This is a genomic window from Sinorhizobium psoraleae, from assembly GCF_013283645.1.
In the GTDB taxonomy this organism is placed as follows: domain Bacteria; phylum Pseudomonadota; class Alphaproteobacteria; order Rhizobiales; family Rhizobiaceae; genus Sinorhizobium; species Sinorhizobium psoraleae.
In genome coordinates this window covers 15,520-30,218 of sequence record NZ_JABEKV010000003.1, presented here as the reverse complement: position 1 = coordinate 30,218, position 14,699 = coordinate 15,520, and the positions used below count along the sequence as shown (strand labels likewise).

14 protein-coding genes are annotated in these 14,699 nt (G+C 62.7%); 10 read left to right on the top strand and 4 right to left on the bottom strand.

What is annotated here, in order from left to right; translation table 11 throughout:
• Positions 1–98: 98 nt before the first annotated feature.
• From ILFOPFJJ_RS16015 to ILFOPFJJ_RS16000, 4 genes are all read left to right on the top strand, one after another.
• Positions 99–1,691: a sugar ABC transporter ATP-binding protein gene (locus ILFOPFJJ_RS16015; RefSeq protein ID WP_173511566.1), complete on the top strand. Its 1,593-nt coding sequence runs from the start codon at positions 99–101 to the stop codon at positions 1,689–1,691.
• Positions 1,688–3,004 carry an ABC transporter permease gene (locus ILFOPFJJ_RS16010; protein ID WP_173511565.1) on the top strand — a complete coding sequence of 439 codons (1,317 nt, stop codon included), beginning with the start codon at positions 1,688–1,690 and terminating at the stop codon, positions 3,002–3,004. Before ILFOPFJJ_RS16015 ends, ILFOPFJJ_RS16010 begins: the two co-directional genes overlap by 4 nt.
• Complete coding sequence (locus ILFOPFJJ_RS16005; protein WP_173511564.1) at positions 3,001–3,969, top strand: substrate-binding domain-containing protein; 969 nt, start codon at positions 3,001–3,003, stop codon at positions 3,967–3,969. The genes ILFOPFJJ_RS16010 and ILFOPFJJ_RS16005 overlap by 4 nt, the downstream gene beginning before the upstream one ends.
• A 239-nt stretch (positions 3,970–4,208) precedes the next feature.
• A complete protein-coding gene (locus tag ILFOPFJJ_RS16000) occupies positions 4,209–4,967 on the top strand; it encodes a YrbL family protein (RefSeq protein WP_173511563.1) in 759 nt (252 codons plus the stop codon).
• A gap of 177 nt (positions 4,968–5,144) precedes the next feature.
• Here ILFOPFJJ_RS16000 and ILFOPFJJ_RS15995 read toward each other — a convergent pair whose 3' ends face one another.
• The 4 genes from ILFOPFJJ_RS15995 to ltnD form a co-directional block, all read right to left on the bottom strand.
• Positions 5,145–5,390 carry a hypothetical protein gene (locus ILFOPFJJ_RS15995; protein ID WP_173511562.1) on the bottom strand — a complete coding sequence of 82 codons (246 nt, stop codon included), beginning with the start codon at positions 5,388–5,390 and terminating at the stop codon, positions 5,145–5,147.
• 367 nt (positions 5,391–5,757) lie between these two features.
• Complete coding sequence (otnK, locus tag ILFOPFJJ_RS15990; RefSeq protein ID WP_173511561.1) at positions 5,758–7,041, bottom strand: 3-oxo-tetronate kinase; 1,284 nt, start codon at positions 7,039–7,041, stop codon at positions 5,758–5,760.
• A 3-nt stretch (positions 7,042–7,044) separates the two neighbouring features.
• Positions 7,045–7,821: a 2-oxo-tetronate isomerase gene (gene otnI, locus ILFOPFJJ_RS15985; protein ID WP_173511560.1), complete on the bottom strand. Its 777-nt coding sequence runs from the start codon at positions 7,819–7,821 to the stop codon at positions 7,045–7,047.
• 9 nt (positions 7,822–7,830) lie between these two features.
• Entirely contained in the window at positions 7,831–8,760 is a 930-nt protein-coding gene (ltnD, locus tag ILFOPFJJ_RS15980) for an L-threonate dehydrogenase (RefSeq protein WP_173511559.1), read from the bottom strand.
• 147 nt (positions 8,761–8,907) lie between these two features.
• On the opposite strand from ltnD, the gene ILFOPFJJ_RS15975 reads away from it, so the two are divergent.
• The 6 genes from ILFOPFJJ_RS15975 to ILFOPFJJ_RS15950 all read left to right on the top strand — a co-directional run bounded on the left by ILFOPFJJ_RS15975 (position 8,908) and on the right by ILFOPFJJ_RS15950 (position 14,553).
• Positions 8,908–9,951, top strand: a complete 1,044-nt coding sequence (locus ILFOPFJJ_RS15975) for a LacI family DNA-binding transcriptional regulator (RefSeq protein ID WP_173511558.1) — start codon at positions 8,908–8,910, stop codon at positions 9,949–9,951.
• Between the two features lie 15 nt (positions 9,952–9,966).
• A complete protein-coding gene (gene otnC, locus ILFOPFJJ_RS15970) occupies positions 9,967–10,644 on the top strand; it encodes a 3-oxo-tetronate 4-phosphate decarboxylase (protein ID WP_173511557.1) in 678 nt (225 codons plus the stop codon).
• Positions 10,645–10,824: 180 nt separating this feature from the next.
• The gene (locus ILFOPFJJ_RS15965) at positions 10,825–11,601 is read left to right on the top strand and encodes an FCD domain-containing protein (protein WP_173511556.1); all 777 of its coding nucleotides are present in this window, start codon (positions 10,825–10,827) and stop codon (positions 11,599–11,601) included.
• A gap of 41 nt (positions 11,602–11,642) precedes the next feature.
• Complete coding sequence (denD, locus tag ILFOPFJJ_RS15960) at positions 11,643–12,626, top strand: D-erythronate dehydrogenase (RefSeq protein ID WP_173511555.1); 984 nt, start codon at positions 11,643–11,645, stop codon at positions 12,624–12,626.
• Between the two features lies 1 nt (position 12,627).
• Positions 12,628–13,404 (top strand): SDR family oxidoreductase, encoded by a 777-nt coding sequence (locus ILFOPFJJ_RS15955; RefSeq protein WP_173511554.1) that lies wholly within the window; start codon positions 12,628–12,630, stop codon positions 13,402–13,404.
• Between the two features lie 81 nt (positions 13,405–13,485).
• Positions 13,486–14,553 carry an ABC transporter ATP-binding protein gene (locus tag ILFOPFJJ_RS15950; protein ID WP_173511553.1) on the top strand — a complete coding sequence of 356 codons (1,068 nt, stop codon included), beginning with the start codon at positions 13,486–13,488 and terminating at the stop codon, positions 14,551–14,553.
• Positions 14,554–14,699 lie beyond the last annotated feature (146 nt).

The following is a 14,699-nucleotide window of genomic DNA, read 5'->3' as shown; positions in this document are numbered from 1 at the left end:
TCTTTTAGCCGCTTGACACCTTCGAAACGTTTAGAATAGGCTGCAGGAAATAAGCGAAATAGTCGTGAGATATCGGTGGTAGGGAGGCCGCCAATGTCATGCGCGATGATCTTCCGACGTTGCCGGGTTCCAACTCGCAGGCAAGCGACGCGCGGCGCGTCGTCCTGACAGCCGAGGCGATTTCCAAATCCTTCGGCGGCATTGCCGCGCTCAAGGAGGTGCGGTTCGATCTGCGCGCCGGCGAAATCCACGCCCTGATGGGCGAAAACGGCGCCGGCAAGTCGACGCTGATGAAGATCTTTTCTGGTGTCTATCCCGATTATGACGGCCTCGTGCGCGTCGACGGGGCGCCGGTGCGCTTCTCGAGCGTCCGGGATGCAGAGGCGGCCGGGATCGCCATCATTCATCAGGAGCTGAACCTCGTTCCGGAGCTCCGCGTCGCCGACAACATCTTTCTCGGCCGCGAGCGCGTGATCGCCGGCCTTTTCGTCGATCGCAAGGCAAGCCTCGATGCGTCGAGCGTGTTGCTGCGTCGTCTCGGTATCGACCTCGATCCCGAGGCGCGCGTCGGTCAGCTGAGAGTCGGTGAGCAGCAGCTTGTCGAGATTGCCAAGGCGCTCTCTCTCGAGGCGCGCATTCTGATCATGGACGAGCCGACCTCGGCGCTTTCGCCCGGCGAATGCCAGCGGCTCTTCAAGATCATGCGACAGCTTGCTGCCGACGGCGTCGGCATCGTCTATATTTCCCATCGTATCGACGAGGTGATGCATTTGAGCGATCGCATCACCGTCTTTCGCGATGGCCGGCATGTCTGGACCCGGCCGAGGGCCGATCTCGATGAGGACTCGGTCATCGCCGCCATGGTCGGCCGCAGCCTGCTCGACGCTGAGCGCGTAGAACGGCCAACGAGCGGCGATCCCGTGTTGTCCGTGCGTGGTCTCTCGCTTTCGACGTCGAGCCGGCACGGCTGGCGCGACGTGCTGAAGGGTGTGAACTTCGACGTCAGCGCCGGCGAGATCCTGGGCATCGGGGGGCTGCTTGGTGCCGGGCGCACCGAAATCCTGGAAACGATCTTCGGTTCGAGTGAAGGCCGGCGCGGCGGCGAGATCTATCTCGATGGCACGCCGGTCGACATCCGCTCCCCGCTCGATGCGCGCCGCCTCGGCATCGCGCTGGTGACGGAGGATCGGAAAACGCAAGGGCTGCATCTCCACGATTCGATCACGGATAATGTGGCCCTGCCGTTGGTCGGCCGGTTGGCGCGTTTCGGTTTGCGGTCGTTCGATGCGGAGAATTCGCTCAGCAAGAAGGCCGTGCAGACGCTTGGCGTACGCTGCGGCAGCATCGACCAGGTCGCAGGGACGCTTTCGGGCGGCAATCAGCAGAAGGTGGTGATCGGCAAGTGGCTCGCCACCGGCCCGCGCGTGCTTCTCCTCGACGAGCCGACACGCGGTATCGATGTCGGCGCGAAACGGGAGATCTACGATCTCGTCTTCTCGCTTGCCGGAGAGGGGCTGGCGATCGTGGTCGTGAGCTCTGAATTGCCGGAGCTCTTGCACCTTGCCGACCGTATCCTGGTGATGGCTGAAGGCCGTCAGACGGGGCTTATCCCGCGCGAAGAGGCGAGCGAAGAACGCCTCATGCAGCTCGCCGCTCCGCGGGGCGGTGTGCTTGGAAGGGCCGTTGCATGACATTTCTGAGACTTCTCTCCCAGACGAAACTCTATTGGGGTCTGATCGCCATCTTCCTGATAGGCGTTCTCTCCTCGCCTGTGACCTCGTCGGGCAGAAACATCTTTCTATCTTCCGGCAATCTTCTCGACGTGCTGCGGCAAGTTTCGACCACCGGGCTCGTCGCCACCGGCATGACGGCCGTCATCCTCACCGGCGGGATCGATCTCTCCGTCGGTTCGATGATGGCGATCTGCAGCGTCGTTTGCGCCATGCTCCTGACGGTGCCCGGCGAAACCCCGGCGGTTTTCCTGGGAATTCCGGCTGTCGGCCTCGCCTCGCTTCTTGTCGGCGCGGTCGTCGTTCGCTTCGTTTTCCTCAACATCGAGAAAGCGCGGAGTGGGGAAGCCAATGTCAGGGAGGTGCACCTCGATCGGGTGCGTGGCACGCTCCTACCTGCGGTTGGCGGCATCCTCTTGTGCGCGCTGGTGCTGAGCTTTCTGCTGCCGCAGGTGCAGACGAAATTCGGCGTGCTCGGCGTCCTCCTGGTCGCGCCTGCCGTGGGCCTGCTTTTCGGCACGATCAACGGCGCCATCATCGTCGTCGGCAGGTTGCAGCCGTTCATCGTCACCCTGGCGATGATGGTGACGGCACTTGGCATCGCGCGCCTCACAGCCGGTCAGAACAATGCGGTGCTGCCGGTTTACACCGGGACCAACGCCACTGCCGATTTCGACGTGCTTCGCCAGCTCGTCTTCGGCATTGTGCCGATGCCGGGCATTTTCTTCATCGTGGCAATCATTCTTTACAGCGTCGTTCTGCGCTTCACGCCCTTCGGTCGGTACGTTTATGCGATCGGTGGAAACGAGGAGGCGGCGCGGCTCTCCGGCATCAATGCCGGGCGGGTGAAGATCATCACCTATGCTATCTCCGGACTGCTCGCCGGCATCGCGGCGGTGCTCTATGTGGCCCAGTATCGGCAGGGCAAGCCGGACGCCGGCGCAGGACTGGAACTCGACGCAATCGCGGCCGTGGTGATCGGCGGCACGAGCCTTATGGGCGGGCGGGGCAGCCTTGCCGGGACGTTCTGCGGCGTCCTGATCTTCGGGCTGCTCTCCAATATCCTGCAGCTTCACAACATCAACTCCAATCTTCAGCTGGTGCTGAAGGGCGTGATCATCATCGGCACGGTGCTCGTTCAGGAGCGCAACGCCTACGATGTGCTTGCCCATTTGCGGCTGACAAGCCGACGCTCGGCGCAAAGCGAAACGGCCGCGGAGGAGCGGCCGTCAAGAGAGACCCTGTCTCTAACCATGGGAGGAAAAGAAGAATGAAACGTCGTGACATCATGAGACTGGCGGCCATTGCGGCCGTTCTCGCGGCCTCCACCGCCCTCTTGCCGGGCAAGGATGCGCTCGCCCAGGACAAGAAGTGGCGGATCGGTTTCAGCCAGGCAACGACCATCGAGCCGTGGCGCGCGCAGTTTAACAAGGACATCATCGCAGAAGCGGCGAAGCATCCGGAAGTCGAGCTCATCATCACGGATGGCGAAGACAAGACGGAAAAACAGGTGGCGGACGTCGAAAACCTGATCCGTCAGGAAGTCGATGCGCTGCTCATATCACCTAAGGAATCGGCCGGTCTGACGGGCGTTGTCCAGCAGGCGATCGACGCGAAGATCCCGGTTTTCGTTCTCGACCGCAACGTCGAGACCGACCAGTACACCCAGTTCGTCGGCGGCGACAACAAGCTGATCGGACGGGCGGCCGGCGAACACGCCGTGGAGCTCCTCGGCGGCAAGGGCAAGGCTGAGGGCAACATCGTCGAGATCTGGGGCGGCATGGGCACGCAACCGGCACACGACAGGCACGATGGCTTCCACGAATTCACCGACAAGGAGCCGGGCATCAAGCACCTGCTCGACCAACAGTCCGGCGATTGGAAGCAGGACCAGGCCTATAACATTATGGCGACCGCACTCCGCAACAACGAGAAGATCGATCTCGTCTACGGCCATAATGACCCGATGGCCTACGGAGCCTATCTGGCGGCGAAAGACGCTGGCCGTGAGAAGGAAATCAAGTTCCTCGGCATCGACGCGCTGCCGGGTGAAGGCGTGACCTGGGTCAACAACGGCGAACTCACCGCGACCTTCCTCTATGCGACGCCCGGTGCCGAGGGGCTTCGCCAGGCAATCAAGTTCCTGAACGGCGAGAAGGTCGAAAAGACCGTGACGCTCGACACGATGACCATCACCAGGGAAAATGCCGCGGAGATCATGAAGGCAAACGGCCTCTAAACGCAGCATACCGGGCGGCGTAATGCCGCCCGGTATGCTGTTGAAACATCGCCTCAGCGTGGCGCCCACCGGGACCAAAGCTTTGCAAGAGCATCCGGGCAAGCTGGTCGGCGCAGTGGCAAAATCGCAACTACAACGTGCTATGCCCTGCAGCGATAACGCCGCAGAGCATGCAGCTCTTGCATTCCGTCCCGTGACACGGTTTTGTTACAAAATCGTCACAATCCGGGAGAAGGAGCATGTTCGACGGTAAGATCGAACTGTCGGATTGGCACCACTGCGCCGCAGGACATCAGCGTAGCATCTTCGCGCATCCGCTCTATCCAAATGTTTTGATAAAGGTTCTGAAACCGGAATCGAGGGGAGAGGGCGGCACGCGGCGGTCGAAGAGGAGGTTTCGTTTCCTCAACAGGTTCAAGCGCTTCGGGGCGTATCGGACCTTTCAACGTGAGGTCGATGAATTCCTTGAGCAGGCGAGAAGGTTCTCCCTTGCCGATCGTGTCGAACTTCCCATCCCGAGAATATTCGGTTTCGCCAATACCGATTATGGCCTCGGTTTGATTGTCGAAAAGATAGCGATGAGCAATGGTGGGCTCGCTCCCACCCTGCGTGAATTGGCGCTTTCGGGCCGATTGACCGCAACACATCTCCAGATGATCGATGAGCTCTTCGAACGCTTCTGCCGGCTGCACATCGTCATGATGGACGTCAATCCCGGCAATTTCGTCGTCACGGATCGCCGGGGATTCGAGGAACTCATCTGCGTCGATGGTACTGGAGAAAAGAGTCCTCTGCACATATTCGCCTTCAGCCGCCGTATGAACGAAGCAAGGCTCCGGCGGATGCGCGCGAAGTTGCTTACGAAGCTTGCCGGAACCCTGGCATGCTCCGCCGCGGTGAGTGGAGATGAAAGTGTCCGCGCCGCCCTCGGACGGTACCAGCGGCAGGCAGACCAGCGAACTCGCTCGATAGGCCTTTCGCCGGATCCCGCCCACTGACCGCGCCTTTCGTGCCGATATCGGCGCTGGACGGGGAGCGGCCGCCTTCCTGCGAGCGGTTGAGAGCACGTTCGACGCCTTGCCACCGATGAGCGCCTTACGCGCGAGATACTGCGCCGGATCGAAGCAAGCCAGCGAGACGGCGGCGATTTACGGCGACAAAGATGCTATGCCTGACTAAAGCCCAAACCCGCCAGGCGCACCCTGGGCGACACTTGGAAACCACATGCCCTCGGCACCACGCCAGCCGACAATCGGGATGTCGCACTTGCGATCGAACTTGCCGATAGGTGCCTGGCGTATACAATTCTCCTCGGTCCGGAATTTGTGGCCGGGAATCTGGATCGTACTGTCTTGCGCATAGGAGATGGCGCATGATGACAGGGCCAGCGCCGTCAAGGCGGACAGGGTGCTCTTCGGCATAGTAAGTTCTCCCCCATTTCAGCAAATGCTGATTTTACATCAGACGGGGAAGGTTGGCCTTTAGCCTTTCCGAACTAGCTCGGACGGAGCACGTCTCCGCTCTTGGCGCAGACGGAGTCCAATTGCTCTTGATATCGTTTGCGCTGCTATTATCATGCGGTTATGCGACGTTCGAAGCGGTTCCCTTGAATGGAACGGGCGAGAGCCCAAGCAGGATGACGAATACGTCGCGATCGGAGCTGCAGCGGACCCGGCCAATCCATCTGCAGCTCTGTCTATTTTGAGGGTCAAAACTCCCGAATTTTGCGGCTACCGCTTCCTTAAGCTCATTGAAAACAATGGGCTTAAGCTCCGTCTATTTCGTCCCTTAGTGCATCACCGACAGCGCGGCGGCGAAGAAATCCTCGCCACCGAAATTACCCGACTTCAGGGCCAGAAGCATGTCGCCCTGGGGGTTGCCGATCGTCCGGAGCACCGGCACGCCGGGTGCGATTTCCGGGCCGATCAGAAAGGCCGGGATGGCAAGCTGATCCACCGCCGCACCGGAGGTTTCGCCGCCGGCGACGACGAGACGCCGCACGCCTCTTGCCACCAGTTCGGCAGCGATGGCCGAGGTTGCGGCCTCGATCGCGCGCCCCGAAATCTCACGCCCATAGCGCGATTGCAGCCGGGAAACGGCCTCCGGCGTTGCGCTTGCGGCAATGATGATGGGGCCCGCGTCCATTCGCTCTCCCGCCCAGGAAAGCGCGGCGGAGATCTCGTCCGGCGCTGCGGTGAGCAGTTTTTCGGGGTCGAGCCTCAGGACCGGCATTGACTGTTCGGCGACGGCAAGCTGGCGAAGGGTCGCCTTGGAGCAACTGCCGGCGATGATGGCGGCATGCCCGCCGACGGGGCGGATGGCATCAGCCGCGGCGGTGGCCTTCGGCGGCACGCGACCGGAACGCACCAGTGCGCGCGCGAGCCCGAGGCCGAGACCGGATGCGGCGGTCGAGACCGGTGTCTCGAGTGCCGCTTCGCCGAGGATTTCGAGGTCACGCTCGAAGATCGCGTCCGCGATTGCCGCTGTGACGCCTTCTGCCCTGAGCTTATCGAGCCTCGCCCGCACTGCAGGCGCCCCGGCCGATACCGTCGCCAGGTCGACAAGCCCGATGCGGCCGCATGATTGCCGAGCCATGACGCGAACCAGATTGGCGTCGTGCATGGGATTGAGCGGATGATCCTTCAGCGGACTTTCGTTCAGCGGCTCCGTGCCCACGAAAAGGTGCCCGAGATAGACGGTGCGTCCCGTCTCCGGGAAGGCGGGCGTGACCAGCACGACGCCGCCGCCTGCCGCAGTGCTGAGGGCCTCCGTGACCGGGCCGATATTGCCGGCGTCGGTGGAATCGAAGGTTGAGCAGATCTTGTAAAGCACATGGCCGGCGCCGTGGTCGCGCAACCACTGCTCGGCTTGGCCCGCAGCCACGACGGCTTCATCGGCCGGGACCGAGCGGATCTTCAGCGACACCACGACGGCGTCCACATCGGGCAATGCCAGCGACGGATCGGGAATGCCGACCGTCTGCACGGTGGTCAACCCGTTCTTCGTCAGCGTGTTTGCGAGGTCCGAGGCGCCGGTGTAATCGTCAGCGATCGATCCGAGTAGGATGGTCATCAGCTAGCTCCGGGAAAACGGCTTGAACCAGTCAAGGCCGTCCAGTGTCCGGCCGCGCGGGACATATTCGCAGCCGACGAAGCCATCATATCCGAGCCTGTCGATTTCCTCGAACAGATAGGCATAGTTCAGCTCCTCGCCGTCGGGTTCATGGCGGGAGGGGATGCTCGCGACCTGAATGTGGCCGGTCATCGGCAACAGGCGACGCAGCGCCATCGTGACGTCGCCGTGCAGGATCTGGCGGTGATAGATGTCGAACTGGAGCTTGAGGTTCGGCAGGTCGAGTTCTGCGATAAGCCGCTCGGCCGTGCCAAAGTCGTTGAGGAAATAGCCCGGCATGTTTCGTCCGTTGATCGGTTCGATGAGCAGATCGATGCCGATCTCCGCCAGCCGTTCGGCTGTGTAGACAATGGAGCGCCGGTAGCAGGATGCGGCTTTTTCGTCCTCGCTGTCGGCGAGGCCCGCCATCAGGTGCAGCCGTTTAACGCCGGTCGCAGCGGCATAGTCGAGCGCCCGTGCCACGCCGGACGTCAGTTCATCGAAGCGGCCGGGCAGCGCTGCGATGCCGCGCTCGCCGGCCGCCCAATCACCGGGAGGCAGGTTGAACAGCGCCTGTTGCAGGCCGTTGCGGGCGAGCCGCTCGGCGATGGCATCCGGCGCAGCCTCGTAGGGAAACAGATATTCGACGGCGGTAAATCCTGCGTCCGCTGCCGCGTCGAAGCGATCGAGGAAGGACCACTCGTTGAACATCAGCGTCAGGTTGGCGGCAAAGGCGGGCATTGTCGCGTCCTATTCGTTCTCTGAGTTGGAGCCGGGCAGCGCCGCGCCTGAAAGCTGGGCGTAGAGCCGGGCGAGGGAGGCATCGTCGTCGCGTCCCATGCCCGCGCCGGCAGCGGCAAGATACATCTGCAGCGCCGCGGCCGCGAGCGGCACTGGGTAGCGCTCCGACCGGGCCATGTCCTGGACGATGCCGAGATCCTTGACGAAGATCTCGATGGCGCTCCGGGGCGTATAGTCTCCGGCAAGCACATGCGGCACGCGGTTTTCGAACATCCAGGAATTGCCGGCGGATGCGGTGATCACCTCGTAGACCTTGCCGAGATCGAGCCCCTGTTTGGCGGCGAAGCTTATCGCTTCGCAGGCGGCCGCGATGTGGACGCCGGCAAGAAGCTGGTTGATCATCTTGAAGGCGGCTCCGGTCCCCGCCGTGTCTCCCAGTTCGTAGACCTTGGCCGCCATGGCCTCGAGGGCCGGGCGTGCTGTTTCGAAGGCGGCTTTCGAACCGGACGCCATGATTGTCAGTTCGCCGCTGGCCGCCTTTGCCGCACCCCCGGAAATCGGCGCGTCAAGGTAGTGGAACCCAAGCGCCTCGGCCCGTTGTGACAGGTCCCTTGCGACGGCCGGATCCATCGTTGCCGAGGAAACGAACACCGCGCCAGGCTTGATCGCACCGGCGATTCCTTCGGGGCCGAACAATATTGCCTCGGTCTGCGCAGCGTTGACGACCACGGAGACGATGATATCGGCCCCCCGCGCCGCTTCGGCGGCCGTGTCCGCGCCGCGGCCGCCTTCGGCGACGAACCGTTCGACCGCAGCTGGCATGATATCGTAGCCGACAACTTCGAGGCCCGCATGTTTCATCGACCGGGCCATGCCGAACCCCATCGAGCCGAGGCCGATCACGGCGGCAAGTGCGGTATTTTCTGCGTGCGATGACATGGCGACATGCCCCAATCGAGGTAGGAGGTTGCGATATTCCGGTTGCCTGTTTCGGTGCCGGCAGCTCTTTTTAGTTCGTTTTGGCAGCGCTGCCAAACTGAAATTGGTAGCGCTGCCAAAAAATCTTGCTATTGATTTGGGCAAGAAATGCAAGGCGGCAATCTTGCTGGAAGGCACGCTTTGAACGTGAACCCGGAAACCAGGTACCAGACCATGGTGACGCTTGCGAAGGTCGCCGAAGCGGCCGGCGTCGGCGAGAGCACGGTTTCGCGCGTTCTGCGAAACCATGGCTCGTTCTCGCGCAAGACGCGGGACCGGGTGATGGAAGCGGTCGAACGGCTTGGCTACGTTCCGAACCGGATCGCCGGGACGCTGGCTTCCGCCGGATCGCGTCTCGTCGCGCTGGTCATTCCGTCGCTGACGAACATCGTGTTCGCCGATGTGTTGCGCGGCGCGAGCGGTATATTGGAGGAAAGCCAGCACCAGGCCGTTTTTTCCGTGACCGATTACGATCCGGAAAAGGAGGAGGCGCTGGTTGCCGCGATGCTTGCCTGGCGGCCGACGGCGGTAATGCTGGCCGGCTTCGAGCACACCGAGAGCACGGTGAAGATGCTGCGGGCGAGCGGCTGCCGTGTGGTGGAATTGCTTGATCTCGACGGTACGGCACTGGACCTTGCCGTCGGCTTTTCGAACCGGGCGGCTGGAGCCGCCTCGGCCGATTTTCTGTTGAGACGCGGTTATCGCCGGATCGGCTATGTCGGCCATGATCCCGACCGTGACACCCGCGCCGCGAAGCGCTTTGCCGGCTTCCGAGAGACGCTCGGCGCCGCCGGGGTTCCGCTCGTCGACCGTGAAATTCACGCCGGCGCCTCCTCGGTGGAAAGCGGACGATCGGGGCTGGAGCGGCTGCTCGCGAGGACGCCCGACCTCGATGCAGTCTATTTCTCGAACGATGATATGGCGCTTGGCGGCTATTTCCATTGTCTGGCGCACGGTATTCCGATCCCCGCGCGCCTGGCACTTTTCGGCCATAACGGCCTCGACATTGGCCGGGTTACACCGCAGCCGCTCTCGACCATCCGCACGCCCCGGGTTGTGACCGGGCAGGTGGCGGCGGAACTCGTTGTCGCGGATGCACCGTCGCAGGTCGTCGACCTCGGCTTTGAGTTGATCGAAGGGGCGACCGCCTGACAGAAAGGGATTGCCATGTCCGAGAACCGCCTGCGCGAGGAAATCTGCCGATACGGGCGATCGCTTTTCGAGCGGGGCCTGACGCCCGGTTCGTCGGGCAATATTTCGGTCAGGCTCGATGATGGCGGCTGGCTGGTGACGCCCACCAATGCTTCGCTCGGCTTTCTCGATCCCGCCCGCATTTCCCGCCTCGACGCCGCGGGACGACTCGTCTCCGGAGACAAGCCGACCAAGGAAATTCCCCTTCACTCCGCCCTTTACGAGTCGCGCGGCAGCGCCCGCGCGATCGTCCACCTCCATTCCACACATGCGGTGGCGCTCACCATGCTGCCGGAGATCGATCCGCGCGCCGCACTGCCGCCGATGACGCCCTATTATCTGATGCGCGCTGGTGAAACCGCCCTCGTGCCCTACTATCGCCCCGGCGACCCGGCGGTTGCCGATGCGATCCGTGGACTTGCAGGCAAGTACTCCTCGGTGCTGCTTGCCAATCACGGTCCAGTGGTGGCGGGCGGCACCCTGGAGGCGGCGGTTTTCGCCACCGAGGAACTCGAGGAAACGGCGAAGCTCTATCTGCTTCTGCGCAATCTCAATCCGCGCTATCTCAGTCCGGAGCAGGTCGCTGATCTTGCGAGAACCTTCGGGCTCGACCTGCCGTCCCTTGATGGTCATGAAGGGCATGATAACGACTGAGTGGTCGGAAGCCGGTCTTGGCCGGAAGGTCATGCGAACTGTTATGCGCCGCACAAGAAGCACACGCATTTTTGGTGCGGTGCCGCGACGAACTGACCTTGACCGCGTCCTCATTTGAGATGTCTATTTGTATTACTGATCCGGTGGACCAACCAGTAGATCAGTCGGAGGCGTGACGCAGTGAACGGCAGTCCCATACTCACGCAAATGCCGAAAGTCGGGCGGAGCCTCGAACGCCGCACCGCGCGTGACGTGATTGCCGACAAGCTGATGGTTCTCGTCGCGACCAACATGCTGCGTCCGGGCGACGAACTTCCCGGCGAGCGGGAACTCGCCAACGTGCTCCATGTCAGCCGTGAGACGGTGCGCGGCGCGATCCAGACGCTTGCGGCGCGCGGAATCATCGAGGTCTCGCAAGGCAGCCGCAGTCGGGTCGCCAATGTCGATCTCAGCGACGTGACCGTGACGATCGCCTCGCCAAACGCCATCGACAGCTATGATCTCGAGGCAGTCCATGCCGCAAGGCTCCACATCGAGTTGAAGGTCGTTGGCGACGCTGCCGAAAACATCGACGAGGACACGTTGCGCAAGCTGGAGACCCTCCTCGAAGCGCAGCGCCTCGGCGGAGACGACGCCATGCGCTTCCTGATCTGCGACCGCGAATTTCACGTCGCGATCTATCGGGCGTGCGGCAATCCGTTGCTCTCCGATTTCGTCACCGACCTCTACACCTACATGATGAATTACCGGCGAAGCGCGATGTCGCGACCCGGTGCGATAGGGGCGAGCTACAAGGATCACAGTGACATCGTGGAAGCGCTTGCACGGCGCGACCGCGAAGCGGTCGTCGCGGCGTTTCGCCATCATCTCATGCGAATCTACGAGACGACGAAGGAACTGCTCGCAGAGGTCGGACGAGCGGAAAGAAGCATGGGCAAGGGTGCAAAGACACGCTGAACCCGGAAGGTTTCGGGGATCGAACGGGAGGTTCGCTGCGAATGCATGTCATGGTCATAGGTGCGGCCGGAATGATTGGCCGCAAACTGGTCGAGAAACTCGCCGCTGAGCCGGACGCTCTCGGCTACGAAGTCGCCAAGCTGACGCTCGCGGACGTCATCGAGCCGTCGGTTCCGCCTGGGCTTGCCTCGATTTCGAAGACGCTCGCGCTCGACCTGTCGTCGGAAGGGATAGCGGCGCGGCTCATAGCATCGCGACCTGACGTGATCTTCCATCTGGCGGCGATCGTCTCCGGCGAGGCGGAGGCGGATTTCGACAAAGGCTACCGCGTCAATCTCGACGGCACGCGAGCGCTCTTCGAGGCTATTCGCCATGAAAGCCGCAACGAAGCCTATTTCCCACGCCTGCTCTTCGCCTCGTCGATTGCCGTCTTCGGCCAGCCTTTCCCGGAAAAGATCGGCGACGAATTCTTCACGACGCCGCTGACGAGCTACGGCACGCAGAAAGCCATCTGCGAATTGCTGCTCGCCGACTATACGCGGCGCGGCATCTTCGACGGCATCGGTATCCGCCTGCCGACCATCTGCATCCGGCCGGGCAAGCCCAACAAGGCGGCGTCAGGCTTCTTCTCGAACATTCTGCGCGAGCCGCTCGTCGGGCAGGAGGCGGTGTTGCCGGTGGACGAGAATGTCCGCCATTGGTTCGCAAGCCCGCGCTCGGCGGTCGGTTTCTTCGTCCATGCAGCGCGCATGGACACTGCGAAGATCGGGCCACGGCGCAACCTGACCATGCCGGGCCTGTCGGCGCTGGTCGGCGAGGAAATCGCGGCCCTCGGGCGAGTTGCCGGCGAGAAGGCCGTGCGCCTTATCCGCCGCGAACCGGATCCCGTCATCTCCTCGATCGTCGCCGGCTGGGCCACTGATTTCGACGCCCGGCGCGCGCGCGAGCTCGGTTTTACGGCAGAAAGCAATTTCGACGAGATCATCCGGATCCACATCGAGGACGAACTCGGAGGAAAGATCTGACATGGCTCGAGGCATGAGAACTGGCGAAGGCAAGATCGCGCTGGTGACGGGCGGCGGCACAGGCGTTGGGCGCGGTATTGCGCAAGCGCTGAGCAATGAAGGCTACGTGGTCGTCATCACCGGCCGCCGGTCGGACGTGCTGGCCGCAGCCGCGAGAGAGATTGCGGCGGAGAGCGGTGGCGTTGTTCGGGCGGTTGCCTGCGATGTCGGCGACCCGGGCGAGGTCAAGGACCTCTTCGATGCGGTGCGGGCAGAGTTCGGCCGGCTTGATCTGCTCGTCAACAATGCCGGCACGAATGTGCCGCCGGTTCCGCTGGAAGAGGTGACCTTCGAACAATGGAGCGCCATCGTCGCGGCGAACCTGACGGGAGCCTTCCTCTGCACGCAGCAGGCATTCCGGCTGATGAAGGCGCAGGAGCCGCGCGGCGGAAGGATCATCAACAACGGCTCGATTTCCGCGAGCACCCCGAGGCCGAATTCCGCCCCCTATACCGCGACCAAACACGCGATCACGGGTCTGACGAAATCCACGGCGCTCGATGGACGAGTTCATGACATCGCATGCGGCCAGATCGATATCGGCAATGCGGCGACCGACATGACGCAAAAGATGAGCACGGGCGTGATGCAGGCCAATGGCGAGATCGCGGCCGAGCCGACCATTCCCGTCGCGCATGTCGCCGAGGCCGTCGTCTACATGGCGAGCCTGCCGCTGACGGCCAACGTGCTGACCATGACCGTCATGGCGACGAAAATGCCGTTGGTCGGCAGGGGATAGGAGAATTCAAGAGGTCGCGTGAGCACGGGGAGGGGAACGACCGGACCGCGCGACCATGGGCAGATCCTGGGAGGAACGCATATGGCAGCCGTAGACTTCGTCGATGTCAGAAAATCGTTCGGTGCCTTTCCCGTCATCAAAGGCGTGAACATCGAAATCGAGGACGGCGAATTCGTCATTCTCGTCGGTCCTTCCGGCTGCGGAAAATCCACGCTGCTGCGGATGCTGGCGGGACTTGAAAACATCTCCGCGGGCGAAATCCGCATTGGCGACCGGGTCGTGAATTCGCTGCCGCCGAAGGACCGCGACATTGCCATGGTGTTCCAGAACTATGCGCTCTATCCGCATATGACGGTCGCCGACAACATGGCCTTCTCGCTGATGCTCGCCGGTTCGTCCAAGGCGGATATCGACAAGCGCGTCGGCGCGGCGGCGGAGATCCTCGGCCTGTCGAAGCTGCTCGATCGCTACCCGCGCCAGCTTTCCGGCGGCCAACGCCAGCGCGTCGCCATGGGCCGGGCGATCGTGCGCGACCCGCAAGTTTTTCTCTTCGACGAACCGCTTTCGAACCTCGATGCGAAACTGCGCGTGGCCATGCGCGCAGAGATCAAGGAACTGCATCAGCGCCTGAAAACCACCACCGTCTACGTCACTCACGATCAGATCGAGGCGATGACGATGGCCGACAAGATCGTCGTCATGCATGACGGCATCGTCGAGCAGATCGGCGCACCGCTCGATCTCTATGACAACCCGGCCAATCTCTTTGTCGCCGGCTTCATCGGCTCGCCGGCGATGAACATGCTCAAGGGCAGGCTCGATCCGGCCAATGCCAACGCATTCCTCACGCAGGACGGCACGGCGCTGCCGGTGGCGCGTCCGGCCGCCGCCGCAAGCGGACGCGAGCTCGTCTATGGTCTCAGGCCCGAATACATGGCCTTGGACCCGAACGGCCTGCCCGCCGAGATCGTGGTGATCGAACCGACCGGCTACGAGACGCAGATGATCGTCCGGCTCGGCGGCAACGATGTCACCTGCGTCTTCCGTGAAAGGGTGACCGCCAGGCCCGGCGAGACGATCCGTCTTTCGATCGATGCCGCGCATGTTCACCTGTTCGACGCCGAGAGCGGACGACGCTTGTTCGATTGATGCTGCGCGGAGAGGCAGCCCGGGGGAAGAGGAGCCTCCGGTCTTGATCGCGCGGAGATGTCCGGCAGGGGCTGGGCATCATTGCCGCCGCATTCGCCAAGCGGGACGGTGAATGCCGGGAAGGACGTGCTCCCGCTTTTCAAGGA

Coding starts and splice junctions, on each gene's coding strand:
- ILFOPFJJ_RS16015 (WP_173511566.1), top strand. CDS start 99: ATGCGCGATGATCTTCCGACGTTGCCGGGTTCCAACTCGCAGGCAAGC.
- ILFOPFJJ_RS16010 (WP_173511565.1), top strand. CDS start 1,688: ATGACATTTCTGAGACTTCTCTCCCAGACGAAACTCTATTGGGGTCTG.
- ILFOPFJJ_RS16005 (WP_173511564.1), top strand. CDS start 3,001: ATGAAACGTCGTGACATCATGAGACTGGCGGCCATTGCGGCCGTTCTC.
- ILFOPFJJ_RS16000 (WP_173511563.1), top strand. CDS start 4,209: ATGTTCGACGGTAAGATCGAACTGTCGGATTGGCACCACTGCGCCGCA.
- ILFOPFJJ_RS15995 (WP_173511562.1), bottom strand. CDS start 5,390: ATGCCGAAGAGCACCCTGTCCGCCTTGACGGCGCTGGCCCTGTCATCA.
- otnK (WP_173511561.1), bottom strand. CDS start 7,041: ATGACCATCCTACTCGGATCGATCGCTGACGATTACACCGGCGCCTCG.
- otnI (WP_173511560.1), bottom strand. CDS start 7,821: ATGCCCGCCTTTGCCGCCAACCTGACGCTGATGTTCAACGAGTGGTCC.
- ltnD (WP_173511559.1), bottom strand. CDS start 8,760: ATGTCATCGCACGCAGAAAATACCGCACTTGCCGCCGTGATCGGCCTC.
- ILFOPFJJ_RS15975 (WP_173511558.1), top strand. CDS start 8,908: ATGCAAGGCGGCAATCTTGCTGGAAGGCACGCTTTGAACGTGAACCCG.
- otnC (WP_173511557.1), top strand. CDS start 9,967: ATGTCCGAGAACCGCCTGCGCGAGGAAATCTGCCGATACGGGCGATCG.
- denD (WP_173511555.1), top strand. CDS start 11,643: ATGCATGTCATGGTCATAGGTGCGGCCGGAATGATTGGCCGCAAACTG.
- ILFOPFJJ_RS15955 (WP_173511554.1), top strand. CDS start 12,628: ATGGCTCGAGGCATGAGAACTGGCGAAGGCAAGATCGCGCTGGTGACG.
- ILFOPFJJ_RS15950 (WP_173511553.1), top strand. CDS start 13,486: ATGGCAGCCGTAGACTTCGTCGATGTCAGAAAATCGTTCGGTGCCTTT.